The 23043-nt window shown below is 60.0% G+C and carries 15 protein-coding genes; 5 read left to right on the top strand and 10 right to left on the bottom strand.

Annotated features, from left to right (window positions below; genetic code table 11):
- Window positions 1-208: 208 nt before the first annotated feature.
- Window positions 209-733 (top strand): hypothetical protein, encoded by a 525-nt coding sequence (locus tag KGB06_RS12995; protein ID WP_223516324.1) that lies wholly within the window; start codon window positions 209-211, stop codon window positions 731-733.
- 442 nt (window positions 734-1175) lie between these two features.
- Here KGB06_RS12995 and KGB06_RS12990 read toward each other — a convergent pair whose 3' ends face one another.
- The 9 genes from KGB06_RS12990 to KGB06_RS12950 all read right to left on the bottom strand — a co-directional run bounded on the left by KGB06_RS12990 (window position 1176) and on the right by KGB06_RS12950 (window position 15348).
- Window positions 1176-3296 (bottom strand): 3-hydroxyacyl-CoA dehydrogenase NAD-binding domain-containing protein, encoded by a 2121-nt coding sequence (locus tag KGB06_RS12990; RefSeq protein WP_223516322.1) that lies wholly within the window; start codon window positions 3294-3296, stop codon window positions 1176-1178.
- Between the two features lie 72 nt (window positions 3297-3368).
- Window positions 3369-5147 carry an acyl-CoA dehydrogenase C-terminal domain-containing protein gene (locus KGB06_RS12985; RefSeq protein WP_223516313.1) on the bottom strand — a complete coding sequence of 593 codons (1779 nt, stop codon included), beginning with the start codon at window positions 5145-5147 and terminating at the stop codon, window positions 3369-3371.
- 6 nt (window positions 5148-5153) lie between these two features.
- Complete coding sequence (locus KGB06_RS12980; protein ID WP_223516311.1) at window positions 5154-7673, bottom strand: efflux RND transporter permease subunit; 2520 nt, start codon at window positions 7671-7673, stop codon at window positions 5154-5156.
- Window positions 7674-7689: 16 nt separating this feature from the next.
- Window positions 7690-8781 carry a WD40/YVTN/BNR-like repeat-containing protein gene (locus KGB06_RS12975; protein WP_223516309.1) on the bottom strand — a complete coding sequence of 364 codons (1092 nt, stop codon included), beginning with the start codon at window positions 8779-8781 and terminating at the stop codon, window positions 7690-7692.
- Between the two features lie 125 nt (window positions 8782-8906).
- Window positions 8907-10265 (bottom strand): DUF1329 domain-containing protein, encoded by a 1359-nt coding sequence (locus tag KGB06_RS12970; protein ID WP_223516307.1) that lies wholly within the window; start codon window positions 10263-10265, stop codon window positions 8907-8909.
- Between the two features lie 41 nt (window positions 10266-10306).
- Complete coding sequence (locus KGB06_RS12965) at window positions 10307-12301, bottom strand: DUF1302 domain-containing protein (RefSeq protein WP_223516305.1); 1995 nt, start codon at window positions 12299-12301, stop codon at window positions 10307-10309.
- A 252-nt stretch (window positions 12302-12553) separates the two neighbouring features.
- On the bottom strand, window positions 12554-13030 hold the full coding sequence (locus KGB06_RS12960) for a 2,4'-dihydroxyacetophenone dioxygenase family protein (protein ID WP_223516303.1): 477 nt from the start codon (window positions 13028-13030) through the stop codon (window positions 12554-12556).
- A 111-nt stretch (window positions 13031-13141) separates the two neighbouring features.
- On the bottom strand, window positions 13142-14011 hold the full coding sequence (locus KGB06_RS12955) for a TauD/TfdA dioxygenase family protein (RefSeq protein WP_223516694.1): 870 nt from the start codon (window positions 14009-14011) through the stop codon (window positions 13142-13144).
- A gap of 284 nt (window positions 14012-14295) precedes the next feature.
- Window positions 14296-15348, bottom strand: a complete 1053-nt coding sequence (locus KGB06_RS12950) for an AraC family transcriptional regulator (protein WP_223516301.1) — start codon at window positions 15346-15348, stop codon at window positions 14296-14298.
- Window positions 15349-15457: 109 nt separating this feature from the next.
- Between KGB06_RS12950 and KGB06_RS12945 the strand changes: the two genes are divergently transcribed.
- The 4 genes from KGB06_RS12945 (at window position 15458) to KGB06_RS12930 (ending at window position 20699) form a co-directional block, all read left to right on the top strand.
- On the top strand, window positions 15458-16480 hold the full coding sequence (locus KGB06_RS12945; protein ID WP_223516299.1) for an alpha/beta fold hydrolase: 1023 nt from the start codon (window positions 15458-15460) through the stop codon (window positions 16478-16480).
- 37 nt (window positions 16481-16517) lie between these two features.
- The gene (locus KGB06_RS12940; RefSeq protein ID WP_317849398.1) at window positions 16518-18173 is read left to right on the top strand and encodes a 3-(methylthio)propionyl-CoA ligase; all 1656 of its coding nucleotides are present in this window, start codon (window positions 16518-16520) and stop codon (window positions 18171-18173) included.
- Between the two features lie 140 nt (window positions 18174-18313).
- Window positions 18314-19630, top strand: a complete 1317-nt coding sequence (locus KGB06_RS12935) for an MFS transporter (RefSeq protein WP_223516297.1) — start codon at window positions 18314-18316, stop codon at window positions 19628-19630.
- A 58-nt stretch (window positions 19631-19688) separates the two neighbouring features.
- On the top strand, window positions 19689-20699 hold the full coding sequence (locus tag KGB06_RS12930) for a YeiH family protein (RefSeq protein ID WP_223516295.1): 1011 nt from the start codon (window positions 19689-19691) through the stop codon (window positions 20697-20699).
- 1437 nt (window positions 20700-22136) lie between these two features.
- Here KGB06_RS12930 and KGB06_RS12925 read toward each other — a convergent pair.
- A complete protein-coding gene (locus tag KGB06_RS12925; RefSeq protein WP_223516293.1) occupies window positions 22137-23009 on the bottom strand; it encodes an oxygenase MpaB family protein in 873 nt (290 codons plus the stop codon).
- Window positions 23010-23043: the final 34 nt, after the last annotated feature.

Genomic DNA, 23043 nt, shown 5'->3' with positions numbered 1-23043 from the left:
GGAGCTGGAGAGCCGGAAAACCGGAAAACCGGAAAACCGAGTTGGAGCGTCAGCATAAAGCGCTCAAGGCGCAGATCGAGCCGTTGCGGGAAACGCTCGATAGCCTCCAGTTACGTGTTGACGACTGCACTCAAGACCAGTGGCAACAGCGACTCCAGCTACAGGAGTTGCTAGTCTGGAGCGGGCCGCCACAAGTCTTAATTCGCAAATGTTGCACCCGGGCAAAGACATCTATCACCTTTCCATGTTGCTCAATGCCGACAAGCAAATTGTGGCCAACAACAAGCGGGACCAGGAACTCACGACAGAGATTGCTCGACTCAGGGACGGAGTGGAGCGCGTGCAGTGCGCCATGACAGACATCGAGGCCAAGCACGAAAGCGCCGCGAAGAGCGCTGACATGGCGCTGCAACTTGCGGTGCAGACGCGTATCCGAGCAACGGCCACGGGTGATGCCCCTGGCAACACCGCCGTGGAGAAGGCGACGCAGGAAGCAACAGCGGCCAGCCAACGCGCGCGTCAGGCCAAAGATAATGATGAGCCCCTACTGACCCCCTTGCGGGCCGAGTCCGAAGCCATCGACGTGCAGATTGCGAGTGCGCGGGAAGAACAAGGCATCGCTCGGGAAAAAGTCCGGGATTATCAGATCGCGAAGCTGGAGGACGCCTGGGACCAACAAGTTCAGCAACTCGTCACCATTGGCAATCACTTGGTGAACCTCGGCCGCGGCTAGGCGTTTCGCTTTCTGAAGATTCCCCATATGGCAGACCATAGTCTTTCAATTCACTATGGCGATCTGGTCGACGACACATCGGTGCTGCACGGGTGAAGCCGACCGTAGAGAAGGTGAACCCGTACCGGACTTGGGTCGCCAGTGCCGTCGAGCGACCGTTGGTCCGCGGCTTCGAAACCGTGGGCAAGAAGGTCGTGTTCTGGTCGGTAGTCTGCTGGGAGGCAGTAAAGTCAGGCGGTGAGCGGAGTATGACCCGTCCATTTTCCACCGAGCAAAAGGCGCAATGGGCGGCGCAGGTACTGACCGCGCACTACCCTGGCCGAGTGTATGCACTGCTACTACGGCCGACTTTCTCGTATGCCCCACGATACTTTCTGTGCTGGATTACCCTGAAAGAGCGATGGGCGGCCAGCTTTCGATGGCCGCCAAATGGTCGCAAAGGTCAGATACGCTCGACGCGGGTCTTGCCAGACGCAACCAGGCGTTCCAGCAAATGTGCTGGTTGGAACCACATGGTGCCATAGGCTCCAAGTGATTCTCGGTAATGGCCGATTCGTTCCAGTACCTGTGCCAGCCCCAGCCCTTCGGCGTAGTGCAGCGGGCCACCGCGCCAGGCCGGGAAGCCGTAGCCGTTGATCCAGACCAGATCGATATCGCTGCTGCGCTGGGCGATGCCTTCGTCGAGCAACTGGATGCCTTCGTTGATCAGCATCAACAGGCAACGGTCGTGAATTTCCTGATCGCTGATGACGCGACGCTGGATGCCCAATTCGCCAGCGATCTGCCCGGCCAGTGCGACCACTTCAGAGTCATCCTTGCGCTCACGGCCTTCGTAACGGTAATAGCCGCGACTGGTCTTCTGGCCAAAACGGCCCAGTACGTAAAGCGCATCGGCAAGCTTGCAGTAGCCGGGATCATGGGCAATGACGTCACGGCGCGATTCGCGCACCAGGAAACTGACATCGATGCCCGCCAGATCGTGCATGGCCATGACCCCCATCGCCAAGCCAAACCCGGTTAGCACATTGTCAATCTGCGCAGGCGTGGCGCCTTCCAGCAGCAGACGGTGCGCCTCGCGGGAATAGGGTTCGAGCATGCGGTTGCCAATGAAGCCGAAGCACACTCCGGACACCACCGGGATTTTGCCGATGCGTTTGGCGACTTTCAGCGTAGTGGCCAGGACATCGGCGGCCGTGGCCGTGCCGCGCACTACTTCAAGCAGACGCATGACATTGGCCGGACTGAAGAAATGCAGACCGACGACGTCCTGTGGCCGGCGCGTAACGGCGGCAATGACGTCGACATCCAGGGTGGAGGTATTGCTAGCGAGAATCGCACCTGGCTTGCACACCTCGTCCAGGGCACGAAACACCTGCTGCTTGATGGACAGGTTCTCGAACACCGCCTCGATCACCAGATCAGCGTCGGCGATATCGGCGTAGTTCAGAGTGCCGTGGATCAGCGTCAGTCGCTCATTCACTTGCTCGGCTGTGAGCTTGCCGCGCTGGACACTGGTGTCGTAGTTTTTGCGGATTAGTGCCAGGCCGCGCTCCAGAGCATCGGCCTTGAGCTCCAGCAGCGTCACCGCCATGCCCGCGTTGGCGAAGTTCATGGCAATCCCGCCGCCCATGGTGCCGGCACCAATGACCGCGACCCGGTTGACCGGACGAATCGACGTGCCGGCGTCCAGCCCCGGCAGCTTGCCGACTTCACGCTCGGCGAAGAACACATGGCGCAGGGCCTCGGACTCGCTGGAGGCCTCGGCCTCTTTGAACAGTTCGCCCTCTCTGGCCAGGCCCTCGGCCAATGGCAGGTTGCAGGCTGCTTCAATCGCCGCCACCACCCGCTGAGGTGCGCTCTGGCCTATCCAGCGCGACTGATTCGCCGCGCGGTAGTCGGCAAAATAGCCCGGCAGCAAGGCTGCGCCCGGGTTTGGGTGCGGCCAGTTCGGGCGGCACGGGCGGCCCGGCGCCTGTCTGGGAATCAGTGCTAAGGCCAATGCCTTGGCCGTTTCTAGCAAACTATCAACGGTGGGTGCCACCCAATCCAGCAGCCCCAGCACTTGTGCTCGATGGGTGCCGATCGGCTCGCCGGACGCAATAAATTTCAGTGCCGCAGCGGCGCCAATCAGACGCGGCAAACGTTGCGTACCACCAGCGCCAGGCAGCAAGCCAAGCTTGATTTCCGGCAGGCCAAGGCGCGCGCCGGCTTCAGCCACCCGGTACCCGCAGGCCATGGCGAGCTCCAGCCCACCGCCCAATGCCAGCCCACCGATGGCGGCGATTAGCGGTTTGTCTAACTCGGTCAGACGGGTCAGCAGACTTGGCAGGTCCGGCTTGGCGAAGGACGCCGGGCTACCAAACTCGGATATGTCAGCGCCGGCGCTAAACACAGAACCTTCACCGTGGAGAATAATCGCTTTCACACTGGCGTCCGCGACGGCACGTTCACAGGCCTCCAGCAATTGTTCGCGCAAGGCCTGGCCGAGAGCGTTGACGGGAGCATTGGCGAGGCCGATCAAGGCCAGCGGACCTTCGCAGCGATAATTGATTAAGCTATTCATATGTGATCTCTCTGTCGGATGAAGCAAATAAGCTGTCTTCACCCAGTTGGTTCTTCCTGAAACTGATCATGTTCAGAACTGTGCGGCATCCAGCGAATAGAGGCAGTCACTGCCAGCCTTGACCGAGACGCTGAGCGAGTGGATACGTGGTAGCAAGCGAGCGAAATAGAAGCGTGCCGTGCCCATCTTGCTGGCGTAGAAATCATCCTCGGCCTGTTTGCCCATAGCCGCCTTGGCCATGCGCGCCCACATATAGGCGTACGCGGTGTAGCCGAACACGTGCAGGTACTCGACAGAGGCCGCGCCGATTTCATTCGGGTTGCTTTGCGCCCGGTCCAGCAGCCACGCAGTCAGCTCATCGAGGGTATCCAAGGCAGCGCTCAACGGCTGGATGAACTCGCTCAGATCGGTACTGGCGCTCAGAATGAACTGGCGAATCTCGTCGGCAAACTGCCTGTAGAGTGCCCCGCCGCTGCCGACGATCTTGCGCCCGGCCAAGTCCAGGGACTGGATGCCGTTGGTGCCTTCGTAGATCTGGGTGATGCGCACATCGCGCACCAGTTGCTCCTGACCCCATTCGCGGATATAGCCGTGGCCGCCGAAGACCTGCTGGCCGTGGAGAGTGGTTTCCAGGCCCATGTCGGTGAGGAAGGCCTTGGCCACCGGGGTCAGCAGCGACACCAGATCCTGCGCGCGCTGGCGTGTCGGTGCGTCTTCGCTGTACTTGGCGATGTCCAGTTGCAGGGCTACGTAGCTGGAGAACGCACGGCCGCCTTCGTTCAAGGCTTTCATGGTTAGCAACATGCGGCGCACGTCCGGGTGCTCGATGATCGGGTCGGCGGCTTTGTCCTTGTGCTGCGCGCCGGTCGGTGCGCGGCTTTGCAGGCGGTCACGGGCGTAGGTGACGGCGTTCTGGTACGAACGCTCGCCCTGCGCCAGACCCTGGATACCCACACCCAGACGCTCGTAGTTCATCATAGTGAACATCGCCGCCAGGCCCTTGTTCGGCGCGTCGACGATCCAGCCGGTGGCGCCGTCAAAGTTCATGACGCAGGTGGCGGAAGCCTTGATGCCCATCTTGTGCTCGATGGAGCCACAGGACAGCGAGTTACGTTCGCCCAGCGAACCGTTGGCATTGACCATCACCTTGGGCACCAGAAACAGCGAAATGCCTTTTGCCCCGGCGGGAGCACCCGGTAGTTTGGCCAGTACCAGGTGGATGATGTTTTCGCTCAGATCGTGTTCACCACCGCTGATGAAAATTTTGCTACCGCTGATCTTGTAGCTGCCATCAGCCTGGGGCTCGGCTTTGGTGCGGATCAGGCCGAGGTCAGTACCGGAATGGGCTTCGGTCAGGCACATCGAACCGGTCCAGGTGCCGGCGTACATGTTTGGCAAATAGCGTTCCTTGAGCTCCTGGCTTGCGTGGGCCTTGAGCGCCAGGCAGGCACCCGCCGTCAGCATCGGGTACAGGCCGAACGACAGATTGGCCGAGTTGACCATTTCTTCAATCTGGGCGGAGATCGCCTTGGGCATCCCCATGCCGCCAAACTCCGGATCGCCGCCGACACCGCCCCAGCCACCTTCGGCAAAGGCAAAGTAGGCCGCCGGGAAACCGTCGGGCGTGGTCACTGCACCGTCGCTCCAGGTGCAGCCTTGCTCGTCACCACTGCGTAGCAGCGGGGCGATGATATCTGCGCTGATCTTGCCGGCTTCTTCGAGGATGGCGGCGGCGGTCTCTTCATCGATCACGTCGGCCAGGCCGGGCAATTGTGCCCAGAGCCGGGACACCTGGAAAACCTCGTTGAGGACGAAGCGCATGTCGCGCAGGGGAGCTTTGTAATCAGACATCTTGGCTTACTCGGAAGTGGTCACGGCATGCGGCATGCCAGGACGTTCAGTGGATTCAGTGTTTTCGGTTGCCGCGACAGAACCGGGCTCAGGAGCCCGTTCGCGCAGCAGGAAGTACGAAAGCGCAGGAATGAGGATCAGCGCGCCGAGCATGTTCCACAGGAACATGAAGGTCAGCAGGATGCCCATGTCGGCCTGGAACTTGATCGGTGACCAGACCCAGCACACCACGCCCGCGGCGAGGGTGATGCCCACCAGCCCGACCACGCGGCCGGTGAAGGACACGGCGTTGCGGTAGGCCTGGGACAAAGGCAGGCCCTGGCGCTGGAAGTGCAACTGCACGCTGAGCAGGTACAAGGCGTAGTCCACGCCGATGCCCACGCCGAGGGCGATCACCGGCAGGGTCGCGACTTTCACGCCGATGCCCATGGCCACCATCAAGGCTTCGCAGAGGATCGAGGTCAGCACCAGCGGCAACAGGGCCACCAGCGTGGCGCGCCAGCTGCGGAAGGTGATCAGGCAGAACAGCGTCACCGCCGCATACACGTACAGCAGCATGGTGCGGTTGGCTTCGCGGACCACGATGTTGGTCGCAGCCTCGATCCCGGCGGTGCCGGCAGCGAGCAGGAACTGGCGATCCGCAGTGCTGTTTTCCTTGGCGAACTTGTCAGCAATCGCCACCACCGCGTCCAGGGTTTCGGCCTTGTGATCCTTCAGGAAGGTGATCACCGGCATCAGCGAGCAGTCGGTGTTGAACAGCTCCGGGGAGTTGACCGAGGCTTGCTGGGCGGCGTAGTTGAGCACGTCCTGGTTGCGCTGGATGCTGTTGAGCTTGGGGTTGCCTTCGTAGGTGCCGGCGGTGATCTGGCGTACTGCGTTGACCAGCGAGGCCGTCGCCTGCACGCCCGGATACTGCTGCAGTTCCCAGGCCAGGCGGTCGGCCAGGACCAGGGTCTTGTAGTTCAGGCAGCCTTCCGGCGCCGTCTTGATCATCACCGCGAACAGGTCGCTGGACAGCGCGTAATGCTGGGTGATGTAGGCGTTGTCGCGGTTGTAGCGCGAGTCGGCGCGCAGCTCCGGCGCACCGCTTTCCAGGTCGCCGATCTTCAGGTTCAGGCTGACCATGAAACCGCCAATGCCCATCAACACCGCCACCAGAACGGCGCCCGTGGCCCACTTGGCGGTGGTGAAGCGATCGAGCGCGTCCCACAGTTTGCCGAAGCCTTTGTGCTTCTCTGCGCGGTTGTCGATCTTCAGCGCGCGCTCGGCGGCTTTCGAGCCGACACCGACATAGGACAGGGCCACCGGCATCAGCAACAGCGAGGTGAAGATCAGCACCGCGACGCCAATGCTGGCGGTGATCGCCAGGTCCTGGATCACCGGGATGTCGATCAGCATCAGCACGGCGAAGCCCACGGCGTCGGCCAGCAGCGCGGTGACGCCGGCGATGAACAGACGGCGGAAGGTGTAGCGCGCGGCAATCAGTTTATGGGTGCCACGGGCGATGTCCTGCATGATGCCGTTCATCTTCTGCGCCGCGTGGGACACGCCGATGGCGAAGATCAAAAACGGCACCAACACCGAGTACGGATCGATGGCGTAGCCGAGCCAGGCGACGATACCCAGTTGCCAGACCACCGCGATCAGCGAGCAGCCGACCACCAGCAAGGTGCTGCGCACGCAACGGGTGTAGGCGTAGATGATAATCAGCGAAGTGACCACGGCCAGGCCGAAGAACATCATCACCTGGATCAGGCCATCGATCAGGTCGCCCATGAGTTTGGCGAAGCCGATCACCCGCACCTTGTAATGGCCGGTGCCTTCGACCCCGGATTTACGCGCAGCGCTGTCGCCGGCGTATTCGATCTTGTCGCGCAACTGCTCTTCGAGCATCTGCGAGAAGGCGTGGTAGTTGATGCGCTGGCCACCGGCGGCGGCTTTGTCCATCAGCGGCACGATCAGCATGGTCGACTTGAAGTCGCTGGCCACCAGGCTGCCCACCAAGCCAGCGCGGGAGATGTTCTGGCGCAGTTGTTCGATCTGTTCAGGCTGCCCCGAATAGGTGTCGGGCATCACCGGGCCACCCTGGAAACCGTCCTCGGTGACTTCGGTCCAGCGCACGGCCGGGCTCCACAGCGACTTCATCCACGCACGGTCGACGCCTTCGGTGAGGAACAGCTGGTCGTTGACCTGCTTGAGCACGTCGAGGTATTCGGGGTCGAAAATATCGCCCTGGGTGTTCTCCACCACCACCCGCACCGAGTTGCCCAGGCCGCGCAGCGAAGCGCGGTTTTCCAGGAAGTTCTGGATGTAGGGCTGGCTCTGCGGGATCATTTTTTCGAAGCTTGGGCGCAACTCCAAGCGAGTTACCGCCATGAAGCCCAACACCACGGTGGCAAGCGCCATCAGCAGCATGAACAGCGGGCGGTAGTTGAACACCAGCCGCTCTAGGAGGTTGCCGGAGCGGTGGTCGAAATCCCGCAGTTCGCGGATCACCGGCATGGCGTCTTGTTTGATATTGCCCATGTCTGGGTTCTCGCTCTTAGGGTTCGAGGGCTGGATCGGCGGACAGCGTCCGGGCACCACGGCTGCCGGCCAGCACCAAGGCGCCATCGGCGGACTGGGTGGCGCCGGCGACCGGGGTCGGTGCCGGTTGCTGCTTCAGATGCAACTGCGCGCCCGTCCCTTGGCTGACCAGCATCTGCCCGCCCTGGGTGAACAAGCGATAATTGCCACGGGCATCGATCAGGCCCGCGGTGATGCTGACGTGCAGGCCGGTGTCCAGCGCAGTCCAGCTCTGGCCGCCGTCGGTGCTGCGCAACACGTTGCCGCGCAGACCGTAGATCAGCACTTCGCCGGGCTTGCCGAGCACGCCGAAAAAGCTGCCTTGATAAGGCGTCGGCACGGCAGCGAAGCGTTGGGTGCTGTCGTCCCACTTAAGCAGCAGGCCCTGCTCGCCAGCGATGTACACGCTGTCGCCGGTGGAGGCGATGGCGTTGAGGTGGAAACCCTGGGGGTTGTCGGTGCGGTCCTGGAATGGCGTCCAGGTCAGGCCACCGTCGTCAGTGCGCAGGATCAGGTTGAATACCCCGACCACATAGCCGGTTTTGTCGTTGGCGAACCAGACGTCGAGCAGCGGTTTGTCCGCGCCCTGCTCGGCTAGTCGTTGGCCTTCCATGGCCAACTGGGGCCATTGCTCATTGCCCGGTTCGGCGTTGGCCAGCGCCGTGTAATGCTTGACCAGCAAGGCGCCGATCTGACGACCGTCGAGCTGCTTGTGCCAAGTCGCGCCGGCGTCGCTGCTGTGCAGCACCACGCCGTCATTACCCACCGCCCAGCCTTGGGTGGTGGTCGGAAAACTCACCGCAGTGAGGTCGGCACTGACCGGTACGGCGGCCTGTTGCCAGTGGTTTCCCGAATCATCGGAAAACAGAATATGGCCACGCTGGCCGACGGTAATCACGCGCCCACCGGCACGGGTCATGCCGGACAACGGGCTGTTGACGGCCAAGGCACTGACCCTGGCGGGCAGGTCCAGCACATCGACGTAATCGGCCGCCTGGGTAATGCCCTGCGACAGGCCGAGCACAACGCCAAACGCCAGCTGCAACATATTATTTTTATACGAACACATACTGCGTCCTCTTCGGAAAACCGCGCCGGGGCACACATCCGTGTGCCAGACGTTCAAACCGAACACCCGCTCGGTCTCGCCACCTTGTGAGCAGCGGACCCTGCGGACGTTTTATTGCGGTTGGCTTAGCGAATACCGGCGCCGGCCAGGGATTCCGAGGACCACTGGGCCTTGGAGAGCGGCTCGATGTACTTGATGCCGCCGTAAGGGCCGACTACACCGTTGATGTTGTAGGTGCCGCCAACCAGGTCATAGATCATGAAGGGCGTCGAATCCGGCACCTGCTTGTCGTAGCTCTGGCTCAGGAAGGCGAAGGAACCGCGATAGAGCTGACCACGGGCGTCATATTGATCCGAGGCCAGAGCGGTCCAGCTGTCTTCGTCGAGGTAGATGCGACGCTTGGCGTAGATGTGGCGAGCACCGGCCTTGAGGTTGCCTTCGACGACCCATACACGGTGTTTTTCCCAACGCACGAAGTCCGGTGCCAGGTGATTGGCAGTGGTCAGCGACTTCGGATCCTGCACGTAGGTCAGCTTGTAGGTGTTGTAGGGCACGATCATTTCCTGCTTGCCCACCAGCTTCCAGTCGTAGCGATCCAGCGCACCGTTGAACACAAACACGTCATCGTAGGTGCCCGCACCGGCGGTACCCGGGTTCGGTGTGTCGTAGGCCAAGTTCGGCGCCAGTTTCACTCGGCGCTGCCCCGGCAAGTACTGCCAGGCGCGGCGTGGCTGCTGCAGCGGGTTGGCGGCATCCTTGAGCATGACCGCCTCGCCGGCGCGGCGCGCAGGGCCGGTGTACGACAACTTCATCTGGTAGTACACGTCGGCGCTGCTGATCGGCTGTGCGAGGTTTTCGTAGATCGGGTAGGAAATGAACACCTGTCCGGTGGTCGCCAGGGCAGGAACGCCGGCGGAGTCGACGTTCCAGGAGTCGTATTTGGAGCTGATGCTCACGCCCTGATAACGCAACAGGAAGTTCCACATCGCTTCGTTGCCCGATTGTGGAATCGGGAACGGCACACCCGGCAGCACGTTGTCGATGGCCAAGCCACCTTCCAGGGACTTGGCGCCGCTGGCGTTCTTCACGCCGTTGTCCAGAATGGCCTGGGGCAGCGAAACGGTGCGGTGCGTCGGGAACACATCGACACGGAACGTCGGGAAGCGCTTGGCCAGTTCTACCGTGGTCGCCGTGAGCAGGCCCTTGTATTGATCGACGTTCTTGCCGTCGATCACCATCAGCGGCTTTTCACTGGCAAACGGATCCGGGCGCATGCTGTCGCCGGCTTTGAAGCTGGCCGGCGCAGTGGTCAGGCCACCGTTGTAGGCGGGGATGGAACCATCAGCGTTCCCGGCTTTTTCAGCGCCCACCAGGGTCAGGCTGGAGCCCAGTTTGGCAGCTTCCTGGGTTGAAACAGCGGCCTGTGCCTGGGCGGCAAGGACCATGGCCAGCGAAGCGGCCAACACGGTTTGTGCGAATTTCATCTTGTTATTCTCCTGCTTGCGTTGAGCAAATCAGTGGTGAATCAAAAGGTGGTTTTCATCGTCAGGTACACGGCGCCGCGGTCCTCAGTCGTGGCACCCCCTCCGGAGAAGGACGAGTAGCCACCGGCGAAACAGGCGTAGTTTTCGTTGCCGCTAAAGGCGTTCGGCGCAGCGCCGTCACCGCCGGTTGGGCCGGTGCTCACACCACTGACATTGCACTTGTCGGTTTGGCCGAAAGAGTCCACGTACTTCAGGTCGATGAAGTATTTGTTGTACACAATGGCGCCCACGCCCACGGCATAGTTGCCGGTGTCCTGGGCACCGCCGCCGGAGACCGGTGACACACCATCGAGACCGACGTTGACGGACATCGGCGCGTTGAGGTCAACACCGGGGAATACCTGGTACCAGGTCGGTGTGAAGTTGACTGCCAGACCCCAGTTGTCACGGGTCGGCGCGTCGATACCGCGATAGCTGCTCTTACCTTTGTAGAGCGCCTCGTTTTCGCTATCGAGCTTGAGCAGGTTGCTGTAGTACAGCTCGGCAAGCACAGTGGCCTGATCGAACACCGGCGTTTTCGGCAGGGTCATCAGACCGTTGAGTGTCCAGTGCAAGGTGTCGCCGGTGGCGCTCATGCTGTCGCCACGGCTCGGGGTGTCGTAGACCACACCGGTAGCGTCCGTACGTGCAGGCAGCAGACCAAGCCCTTGACCCAGGCCCAGCGGGCTGCGGGTACTGACGACCGCCGGGATACTGGCCAGCGGCATGTTGTGACGGATGTTCAGGTCCGAACCGACGCTGATCCCGCCGACGTCCTTGGACAGGCTCAGGCCAAGGATCTTGATGTTGTCGGCATAGGCCAGTTGATAGGTGGCAGTGTCCAGCGAATTGAGCGTATTGACCACTGCAGGCACCTGCCCTGCCGGGCGGGTGCCGTTCGGGTTGGCCGAGGTAATGCCCCTGGCGTCCAGCCAGGCTTGCGGCAGGATTTCCGAGGTTTCGCGGTAGTAAACGCCGAGGGTGCCATCCAGCCAGGCCGGCGACCACTTGGCCATGACGCCCCAGTCGCCGCTGCTACCCGGTGTCAGGTCATGTCCGCGACGCACGTTGGTCAACGCGTTGCACGGCGCCAGGCCACAACCCAGCGGACTGCCAGGCACCACGCCGTTGGTGTTGCCGAGCAGGAACGATTGCGCACCAAAACCGACCAGGTCTGAACCACCGTAGTAAGTACCGGCTTCCGGCAGACGCGCGGCGTCCCAATCGAGGAAGTACTGGGCACCCACGGTCAGCTCGGGATTGACGGTGAACGACATCGACAACTGGTTACGCGGGACGAACAGTTCCTTGGCTTCGGTGCCCGGCGACGCGGCCAGCTTGGCCAGGTCGAGGCCGGACTGGCCGTAGCTGACCGAGTGCACCGGGTTAAGAATGGTCTCGCCCCAGAACACGTTGTGCTGACCGGCCTTGACGCTGAGCATCGACTCCTCGCCCACTTCGGTGCTGTAGAACACGAAGGCATCGAGGATTTCCCCAGACGGGCCGCTGTAGTAGCGCTGGGCATAATTGCTCAGGTGCGGGCTGCCAAAGCCGACGTTGTCGTTGGTGACGCCGGCCAGGCGTGGGTCGTTAGCGACCAGACCGGACCGTGAGTCATTGCCGTTGACGAACGGGTTGGAATTGGAACCGGTGTTGTCATAGGCCTTGTCGTACCAGCTGGCGGCGCTGACGCGAAAGCCCATGGCGTTCTTGTAGACCACGTCCATTTCGGTCAACAGGTCGATACGGTTGGTGATGTTGGTGCCGGCCTTGCGGAAGTTGTAGTCGCCGTCGTTGTTGTTCGGCGTTGCCAACATGCGCTTGTCGGCGCTTTCGGTGCGTACGCCGTAGTTGTACTTCACGGTGTTATCCAGACGCGCGGTCCAGTCCGGGTTGCCCAGATCGAGCTCGACCCCATGGGCCACCGGTACGGTTGCCGCGAGAATGGCCGAGGCCAGCAGACTGTGACGCAGGGTGAAGGGCTGAATGTGTTTCATAGTGCTAGCTCCATTTCTTATTATTGTTGGGGATGCTTGGACCGACGGAATCCATCCTCGGCCTTGATGAGCAGGAACTGATTGGTCAACTCCAGAGATGGCCTTCGTCGAACCTGACACTTGCTGCCGGAACGCAGGGGAGAAGGACATAGCAACCTGACATTCGAACAGTTAATTAAACCGCTCGGCCAAGATGGGCGGTCTCGACACCGGCTTCGTGGATAGCTATCGGTGTCGAGGGCCAGTTTTGCCTTAGTGGAAGGCAGTGAGATCCTGTGGTTGGATATCGTTCGCCTCGCAGTGATCGAGGTAGCGCTGAAGCGCGGTTTTCCAGTTCTCGATAGCGATGACCTTGTCGTTCTCATCGACGAAGATGAGGTCTCCGCTCACGATCACCAGTGTCAGCATGTATTCACCACCTTCAGTGCTGACTACCTCCGGTTGGTGAGTGGATGCGGCGGTCTCGTAGACAATGCTGCCCGGCCCCGCGATCCAGTCGTGCTCTTTGTACTTCCACTGGCCTTCCAGGGTGTACACGATGACGGTGCCGGAGTGATGGTGCCTCGGCAGTTCCATGTCGATGGGCGCCTTCATCAAAACGATGATCTCGCCGCGGATTGGGTCGAGCTTGAAATATTTCAGGAAGACGTTATCTGCATAAGGGGTGAAAGGAACCCAAGGCAGCGATTCGCCGTGCATAACGGCAGTTTCAACTTGTTGAAAAAGCATGACTATCTCCATTGCTATTGTTTTTGCCAGAAGCTGACCGCTCGGCTTGACCGGCGATGTACGCGCACGACAGATCCGGCGCGAGGCGCAGACTTCTGGAGATTGGGTGAATCAGATAAGAGGGTTACCGGTCAACGTCGCGCGGAGCATCTTGCGCGGCGCATTGCCATAGTCGGCCACCGCATAGTGCTGAACCTGCAGGTTGTCCCACATGGCAACCGTGTTGGTTCGCCACTTCAGGCGTACCTGGTATTCCGGAATTGCGGCTTGAGAGGCCAGGTAGTTCATCAGGTGATGAGCCTCCGGCATGAAGTCCTGGCCGTATCGCGCGTCCTCGAAGTTGTAGAAATTCGAGAAATGGGTCGTGAACGCGGAGTTGACAAACAGAACCTTTTCGCCCGTTTCAGGATGGATGAGCACAACCGGATGCTCAACGGAGGGGGTCTTCGCGGCCATCGCATGACGCTCTTCGAGCGGCAACTGGGCACCAAAGGTCTGCTCGGCACTGTGCTTTGCATACAATCCATCGATCCGTTGCTTGATGCTTTCGGGCAGCTTTTCGTAGGCCATCACCATGTTGGACCACATGGTGTCCCCGCCAGTCTCCGGACCCATTTCTAAACGCAATACGGCTCCGCGGGGTGGCGCCTTCTTGAAGGTGACATCGGCATGCCAGAAGTTTTCACGACTGATTTTCTCGACGAGGTTAGGCTTGCTCGGATCGATATTGCGGTACAGCATCAACAGCTTGTCTGCCTCCGGATGGCTCGGAGCAATGGGATGGGCTTCCAGTTCGCCAAATTGCGCTGCGAAATTCTGCTGCTCCATCGCGGTGATGTTTTGGTCGCGAAAGAACAGCACTTTGTGCTTGAGCCATAGTGCCCGGATCTCTGCGATCAGTTCCGGGTCCTGGGCAGCGTCGGCCAGACTGATGTTGCTGAGCTCGGCACCGATGTTAGGCGTGCAAAGCTCTACCTTGATCGAATGTTGAAGAACCGAAGGGCGGATGATCGCCGGTGCAACGGGCTTGGATTGCGGAGAACTGACTTGAAAAGCTGTTGTTTTTATCATTGAAATCTCCAGTCTCTGGATGTACGCCGGCATGCAATCGCATGCCCGGCAAATCAGACAGGATCAAAGCGAGCCAATGGCACCGCTTCGGACCCTTGGAGAGATGCTAGGGATTACCGTCGTCGCGCCTTTTGCAAGACAGGACAACATGTTTTCCTTTTGGGACAACGAAGTCGGCTGGGTATCCGGCTTTGTCAATGCTTCCCGGGAGGGGGCGGCGTCATATGGGAGGCCCCAGCTGCCGCCCGCTCACGATGCTGCATGGCCCACTCCGACGGGGACATGCCGAACTGGCAACGGAACCAGCGAGAGAAGTCGGCGCCCGAGGAAAAACCCACCAAGTCGGCGATTTCGTAGAGCTTGCGCTTGCTAGTCATCAGGTACTCTTCAGCGAGTTCGACGCGCACCGCATTGATCACCGAAAGTACACTCTCGCCGACTTCCGCCAAGCGCCGATTAAGCGTGCGGCGATGCATCCCCAAGTGCTGGGCGACGCGCTCTACCGAACAGGTTCCGGTGGGTAGCAGGATCCTGATGACCTGGCGCGCCCGATCCAGAGGATGATCGCCCAGGTCCACCAATTGCATATCCAGCCAGCGCTTTACTTCACGATTGAACTTGGGTGTGGCCGCGACAATCGGCAAGTCCACGTCGCGGGCTCGGCAGACGACGGCGTTGAACTCCTGCGCAAAGTCGATTGCCCTTCCGAGCACGCGGCGATGGACGTCCAACTTGGCTGGCCTGTCATGACTGAAGCAGATGGTCACCGGTTTGAAAGCATCGTGCGCCAGCGCCCGATAGGACCGAACAATAATGCCTGCTGTCATTTCGACCGCCTGGCGCAAAAGCCCCGGGTGCTTCAACTTTATATCCACATGCAGAAGCACCAGGTCTTCCGCGTCCTCCAGGCGCAATTGCACACCAGCATTATGAAGCCGCATATAGCGCGCGGACGACTCCATCGCAGCGCGCAGGGTGGGTTCCTCGCGCATCATCAGGGCAAGCATGCCCAGGTCGGCAAGGTCTCGGCGCTCTGCCATCAGCAGGCCGAAGGCTTCCTGGCCGGAAAGGCGTGCCGACTCTTCCAACAACCAGCAGACCGAATCACTGCTGACCAGCAGATTCGGATCGTCAAGCACACGGAGTGGCAATTTAGCCTGCCGCAACATCCGGAAAGGATCCAGCCCGACTGCTCGGGCGATGGACTCGTAGCTGGCCAAACTGGCACTGCGCATCAGGTTGGACATGCGGCACCCCTGTCCCATTTGGATAAATTGGTGTCCTGAATAGCCAAACTCAACCAACCCTATCTCGTCAAGCTCAAACCATACAAACAACAATATGACGAGTACTGCGATGAATTTGGAACATATCCACGACCTGTCCCTGCGGGACGTAGACGCTCCGCACACGTTCGCCCACAACTTCATTAACACCAACGGCATCCGGATGCACTACGTCGAGGAAGGCCAGGGGCCTCTGGTCATCCTACTGCATGGATTCCCCTACCTCTGGTACATGTGGCGACGACAGATCCCGGCCTTGGCGTCAGCTGGTTACCGAGTGGTCGTTCCTGACCTGCGAGGTTTCGGCATGTCCGACAGTCCCGCTGCGGTCGAGGACTACGACATGAGCCAAGCGGTGGGTGACATCGTTGGTCTGGTGCAGGCCTTGGGCGAAACCTCCGCAATCATCGTTGGTCACGACCTCGGGGCCTGGGTAGCCCAAGCCTGCGCCATGCTGCGTCCGGAACTGTTTCGCGCACTGGTCATGCTTAACACGCCGGTGCCGCCGCGCGGCAAGATCCGACCCACAGACGGCCTGCGGGCGATGGCCAAGGGCAAGGGCTACCACCACCTGTACTTCCAGCAGCTGGAAAAGCCAGACCGTGAACTGGCCGCCGACACGCGCAAGACCTTGCGCAGCATCTACTACTCGATCTCGGGCGATGCGGTCGGTGCCGAGCGCTGGCGCCTGTTCATCGAGCCGGATGAGCCCATCCTCAATGCCTTCACCGATCCGGTTGCGTTCCCCGCCTGGTTGAGCCCAGAAGCGATCGACTACTACGTGGATGAGTACACCCGTGCCGGCTTCACCGGCCCCTTGAACTACTACCGCTGCCGTGACCGTAACTGGGAGATTTCTGCATTTCTCGATGGCGCGGTGGTGCGCCAGCCCAGCATGTTCATCGGTGGCGCCAATGACCCATCCCTCGAGCCGCCGGAGGTTCGCGGGCTGTATGAGCAGCTCGACGATTACCTGGTCGGACTGCGCAAGAAGGTACTGCTTCCCGGTGTGGGCCACAGCGCGGCGGAAGAAAAGCCAGAGCAGATCAACGCGTTGCTTCTCGAGTTCTTCGAACAACTGGACAACAACTAAGTCGCTCCCGCGTTGGCTATGCGCCAAGGTATTTCACATGAACAATAATAAGAAGGTGTCCAACATGAATGGACTGATGCAGCAGCAGTCGCTGCTTATCTCAACGCTCCTCACCCATGCCGAGCGCCATCATGGCGACCAGGAGGTCGTCTCCCGCCGCGTCGAAGGTGATATCCACCGACAAACCTATCGCGACCTCGGGCAGCGTGCGCGTCGTCTGGCCAATGCACTCACTTCGCTCGGCGTCAGCTTTGGTGACCGCGTCGCCACGCTTGCCTGGAATGGCTACCGCCACATGGAGCTGTACTATGCCGTATCCGGCTCGGGTGCCGTGCTCCACACGCTGAACCCACGCTTGCATGCGGACCAGGTGAAATGGATCGCCAACCACGCAGAGGACAGCGTCCTCTTCTTCGATCTCACCTTCCTGCCGCTGGTCGAATCCATCGCTAGCGAAGTCTCGACCATCACCCGCTTCGTTCTCATGACGGACCGAGCGCATATGCCGGCGATTACCTCGATCCCCGATCTGCTTTGCTACGAAGATTTGATCGAAATGCACGTCGATGACTTCGTATGGCCAACCTTCGATGAGAACAGCGCATCGTCGCTGTGCTACACCTCCGGTACCACTGGCAATCCCAAGGGCGTGCTCTACAGCCACCGCTCGACGCTTCTGCACACTTATGCCGCCGCCCTCCCCGATGCCTTGAACTGCTCGGAGCGTGACACCATCTTGCCAGTGGTGCCGATGTTCCATGTCAACGCCTGGGGTCTGCCGTACATGGCCTGCATGGTCGGGGCCAAGCTTGTATTCCCCGGCCCATTGCTCGATGGAAAATCGCTCTACGAGTTGTTCGAGGCAGAGAAAGTCACCCTGTCCGCTGGCGTGCCCACCGTCTGGCAAGGCCTGCTTGCCCATGTCGAAGCAACCGGCAATACATTCTCGACCATGCGCCGGACGGTAATCGGCGGCTCGGCCTGCCCCCCGGCCATGATGGCGGCCTTCCAAGACCGCTACGACGTACAGGTGCTGCATGTTTGGGGCATGACCGAGCTGAGCCCGCTCGGGACCGTGTGCACCCCCAAGGCCAGGCACCTCGCCATGGATAGCGCCGAACGCCGCGCCCTGCAGACCAAACAGGGCCGGGTCGTGTACGGCGTCGATATGAAGATCGTCGGCGAGGATGGCAAGGAACTTCCCCGTGACGGCAAAGCCTCGGGCGAACTGATGGTTCGCGGCCCCTGGATCATCTCCTCTTACTTCAAGAGCGACGGTGGTGATCCCCTGGTGGACGGCTGGTTCCCGACAGGCGATGTCTCGACCATCGATACCGACGGCTTCATGAAGATCACTGACCGCAGCAAGGATGTCATCAAGTCCGGAGGTGAGTGGATCGGCTCCATTGATCTGGAAAACATCGCCATGGCTCATCCAGAAGTTGCGATGGCCGCGTGTATTGCGGCCCACCATCCGAAATGGGATGAGCGCCCGCTGCTAATCGTGACCCGCAAGCCCGGTAGCGAACTTTCGCGCGACGAATTGCTTGGCTTCTATGAAGGCAAGATCGCCAGATGGTGGGCTCCGGATGATGTTGTGTTCGTTGACAGCATCCCGCTCGGCGCGACCGGCAAGATGCTTAAGAACAAACTTCGTGAGAGGTTCCAGGACTACCGACTGCCCACCGCCTAAGGGCCGGCCTTCCTCAACGCTCGGGCGAGTAGTAACACGTTCCCATGCTTGCCCGAGCCGCACGCAGGTCAAGGCCCGGTTCACGAGTTCGATCAGGACCGTGCAAATAACAACAAGAAGCGCAGATTCAAGGAAACGCCATGACTGTTCACCACGCCCATGCAGACAAGATCGAAACTTCGACCGCCAGCGCGCCCCGGCTGTATGCCTGGGTCGTCTTCGCACTGAGTTTCGGCCTGCTGATTTCCGATTACATGTCGCGACAAGTGCTCAATGCAATCTTTCCGCTGCTCAAATCCGAGTGGACCCTGAGCGACGCCCAACTCGGCCTGTTGAGCGGAATCGTCGCTCTGATGGTGGGCCTGTTGGCCGTACCCTTGTCAATGATGGCCGACCGCTGGGGGCGGGTCCGCAGCTTGGTGCTGATGGCCGCGCTTTGGAGCCTGGCTACACTGAGCTGCGGCCTTGCGCAAAATTACGAGCACATGTTCCTCGCCAGGTTGTTGGTTGGTATCGGCGAGGCAGCCTACGGCAGCGTCGGCGTCGCTGTGGTGCTTTCGGTTTTCCCTAAGCACATGCGTGCAACTCTCATCAGCGCCTTCATGGCTGGCGGCATGTTTGGCTCAGTACTGGGCATGGCACTGGGTGGCCTCATCGCCGAGCACCTGGGCTGGCGTTCTGCCTTCGTCGTCATGGCGACATTCGGCCTGGCGCTCGCCGTCATCTATCCACTGGTAGTGAAGGAGGCGCGCCTTGGCAACTGCAATCAGGTCGCTGGCCAATCCGCCGAGACAGGCGGCAAGAGCCCGCTACGCACGCTGTACTCTAGTCGTTCGGTAATCAGCGCCTATGTCGGCAGCGGCCTGCAGATGTTCATCGGCGGCTCGTTGATAGTCTGGTTGCCAAGCTATCTGAATCGTTATTACCACATGGGTACCGATCAGGCTGGAATGATCTCCGCCCTACTGATCCTGACCGGTGGCGCCGGCATGATCCTCTGCGGCATCCTCAGCGACCGCCTGTGCCGCAAAGCTCCCGAGCGCAAGATTTCCCTGGCCATCGCCTACTGCCTGATCACCAGCATGTTGCTGTCAGTGGCCATGCTGTTGCCCCCCGGCGTGGCGCAACTGGTGGTCATCGCTCTGGCCATGTTGGTGGTCACAGGCACGTCCGGCCCAGCCGGCGCCATGGTCGCCAACTTGACCCACCCCTCGGTGCACGGCACAGCCTTCGCTACGCTGTCTCTGGCCAATAACCTGCTTGGCCAGGCGCCCGGCCCCTATATCACGGGCTTGCTGGCCGACAACTTTGGCCTCGACCGCGCCTTCCAGTTGATCCCGCTGATCAGCGTCGCCGCAGCCCTCGTGTTCTTCTACGGCAAACGCCACTACCAACGCGATATCCAGAAACGGGTGCCGACAGTCGCAGGTGCGACGCCAGCCGGGAGGATGTCATGAACGCCCCAATCAAGCCGCCCATGACACAACCACTGCCTTGCATCCAAGAGAGTCTTGCATGAGTTCCATAACCATCGCCTCGCTGGGGGTACGCAGCCAATTGCTGATTCCCGGTTTTATCGTCAGCGCCATGGTCGCCGCAGCGGCCACGTTCCTCTCCGAGCACTACGGTGCGCCCGTGATGCTCTTCGCATTGCTACTCGGCATGGCGATGAATTTTCTTTCCGGTGACGGGGTGTGCAAGCCGGGCATCGAGTTCACGGCCCGCGAGATCCTCCGGGTCGGTGTTGCGCTGCTCGGCATCCGCATTACGCTGGAGCAGATCGTTGCCCTCGGCTGGCAGCCGGTAGTGATGGTAGTGATGTCGGTCGTGGTGACTATCCTGGTGTCCATCGTCGCGGCCCGCGCCATGGGCTTCAACACCCTGTTCGGCCTGCTTACCGGAGGCGCCACCGCGATTTGCGGCGCGTCGGCGGCCCTTGCCTTGGCGGCAGCGCTGCCCGGTCATGCGAAGAAGGAGCAGGCGACGCTGTTCACGGTTATAGGCGTTTCGGCGTTGTCCACCGTGGCAATGATTCTTTACCCGATGATCGCCCAGTTTTTCAACTTGACCCCGCTCCATGCCGGTTTTTTCCTCGGCGGAACCATTCACGATGTCGCCCAGGTGGTTGGCGCCGGCTACAGCATGTCCCATGAGACTGGCGACAGCGCCACGGTTGTGAAACTGATGCGAGTGGCGATGTTGTTGCCGGTGATCCTCTGTGCAGCCATGATCACCCGCGCCCGCGGCGCCGAACCTGGCAGCAAGCGGCCACCGCTGCTGCCATGGTTCGCAGTGGGATTCGTTATCCTTGCTGCAGCCAACAGCACCGGGTTCATTCCACAGGTGGTTCAGGAAGCCGGCAACAGCCTGTCGCGCTGGTGCCTGGTGATTGCCATCAGCGCACTAGGAATGAAGACACAGCTCAAGGAGCTGGCCGCGGTGGGGATTAAACCGATTCTATTGATGGTGGGGGAGACCGTATTCCTTGGCGCATTGGTGCTGGCAATGCTGCACTGGGCCATGTGAGCCGAACCTCTGCGGGGGATATCGACGTTCCGCAGGAAAGCAATACCGTGGCCGGTGGCAGCCCGATGCATGGGGTATCGCCTGTAGATCGACATCAATCGAGGCAATACTCCGACACTCTGGGACCACCAGTCCAAGTTGTGTTCCAAGTGGATCCGGGCACGCGAATACATCAGCGTGAGCGGGCGATTTTTGCCGTGTTGCTCTACTACAGATTGCGGCGAAAGGAAGCTGCATTGCTGATCGTCGCTGAAATTCAAGAGCGGTTCGGCATCAAGCATCTGAGGATTCACGGTAACCCTAAGGTAGCTCCGGGCACCGTTAGATAGGGGTTCAATTCGGTCACGGCTCAGGCAGACAGGCGTTAGATTTAAAGATTCACAACACAGCCTGCACGCCACGAACGGCGGAGCCTGCGAGGCGATTGCACAATTTGTTAAAGCCGAGGTTTGAAACTGCGAGTGAGAGCGTTTTTAGCGCCCTGGCAATGCTCACCCCCAATGTGGAAAACAACGTTGGCGGGGTGCAGCTGCTGCCGGGGGTAATGGCGCAGATCTGCTCCATCCACCACTGGTGGTTGGACCTCAGATTGAGGGTGGAGAGATGCATCCAGATTTGGACGCATCTCTACTTGAGGTCGGAAAGCCTGCGCAGTAGATACCTCGAATCCAGGGTATGTACGACCAGCGAAATTCTGGGGGTTAAAGGTGGGATTTTCCCACTTTGGGTAACGCTCGCACCGTTACTTGATCGTTAGCGGTGATGCGCTCAAATCTGAGCGTATCACCTCACGTTCGTGCTCTCGCGAAACATATGCCTGCACGAACCGAAGGACTGCCATTCAGACGGCAAGGGCTTTGCGGCTCCTCGTGGGTTGAAGGAAGGTAGAAACGAAAATTCGGGTAATCCTCTGGAGGCCACGCCGCGTAAGGGCTGCAAGGCCTTTCAAGAATCAACCACAGTCGAGGAATCAATCCGTAGAAAAAGCCCATTGCAGAGCAAGACAGGAGCAAGACGGCCGACGGGACCGAAAGCGCCGTAGACAGCGCCGTGTCAGGGCTGGAGCCGTAAACCGAAATTAATCTTATAAGAGGATTTAAAGCGACGAAGCGTGTGAACCCGAGCCAGGCTTAGGCCTCGGTCAATGGTGCATTTCAGCGGGCAGATAGCATCTGCGGAGCGAGACCAAACTACTTTATGACCGACAACAAACGGCCGATTCTGTTGAAAAAAGTCGGTCTGCCCAAACGGCCTGATCATTGACTGGTGAAAACGCCTTTTCTGCACGCTGCTACGTGAAATCCGCGTCCGGAAGCCTCTGCCAAAAGTAAAGATTTCAATCTCGGACGCGTACTTTTCTGATGCGCAAACCATGGCCGACTGTTTTCAACAGAATCGGCCAAAAGCGGTCCTTCAAAATAGACTGTCAGGTTTGAGCTATTCAGTAAGCCCCATACGCCGACGAGCGCGGTTCAATGAACAATTACGTACCGCCCAACGCAGCACAGGCAAACTGCGTTTGACGCTTACACGAACCAATTTGCTTTTCAGCGGGCTCAGGGAGACATCGAACATCTCGCTGGCCCAGTGCGGTAAAAGGTCGACTCCAGCTTGCATCATCAACGTGCCGAACGGTCTCGCCAGCCGACTGGGTGACGGGGCGGCAAGCAAAAGCCTCAGCACTTCACGACTTCGCCAGTCGCATAGCAACTGCGGGCGCATTTGCTCGAGGTAGTCTGAAATTTCCCGCCTAGAGCGCGGCACCTTACGGGCGCCCAAACTCTCCGCGATAGACGCAGTTTCATCGTAGTAACGGTCTTGATCATCCAACGACAAATGCGGATTTTTATATCGCAGGTGTGCCGAAAGAAAACTGCTAACCTCACCGACATGAACCCAGGTTAGCAAATCTGGGTCGCTAGCAGCGTAAGGCCTCCCATCAAGAGCGGTGCCAATGATCTGCAAATGAATGGCGCGCACTTTTTCGATCAACCACTCGGCATCCTGTCGTGAGCCAAAGGTGGTTCCAGAAATAAATAATCCGGTTCGCCGCAATCGACCAATCATATCTTCGCGAAAACTCGAGTGATCCCAGACAGCTGCCAGCGCAAGCGGGTGTAACGCTTGCAACATAAGGGCGCTAATGCCACCGATCAGCATACTGCTGTAGTCTCCATGCACCTGCCAGCAGATCGAACTCGGCCCGAAAAGACCTGGGTCACCTTTGGGATTTTCCAGATCGATTTTGCCAAGAGACAAACCGGTCAAACTCATGACTTGAGTTTCAATACGACGACGAATAAATTCCATGACAACTCACTTGGAGAATACAAGCAACTCAAGT

Origin of the sequence: Pseudomonas sp. GL-B-19 (genome assembly GCF_019956415.1) — a bacterium.
Taxonomy (GTDB): Bacteria; Pseudomonadota; Gammaproteobacteria; order Pseudomonadales; family Pseudomonadaceae; genus Aquipseudomonas.
This window is presented reverse-complemented; position numbering and strand designations above follow the sequence as displayed.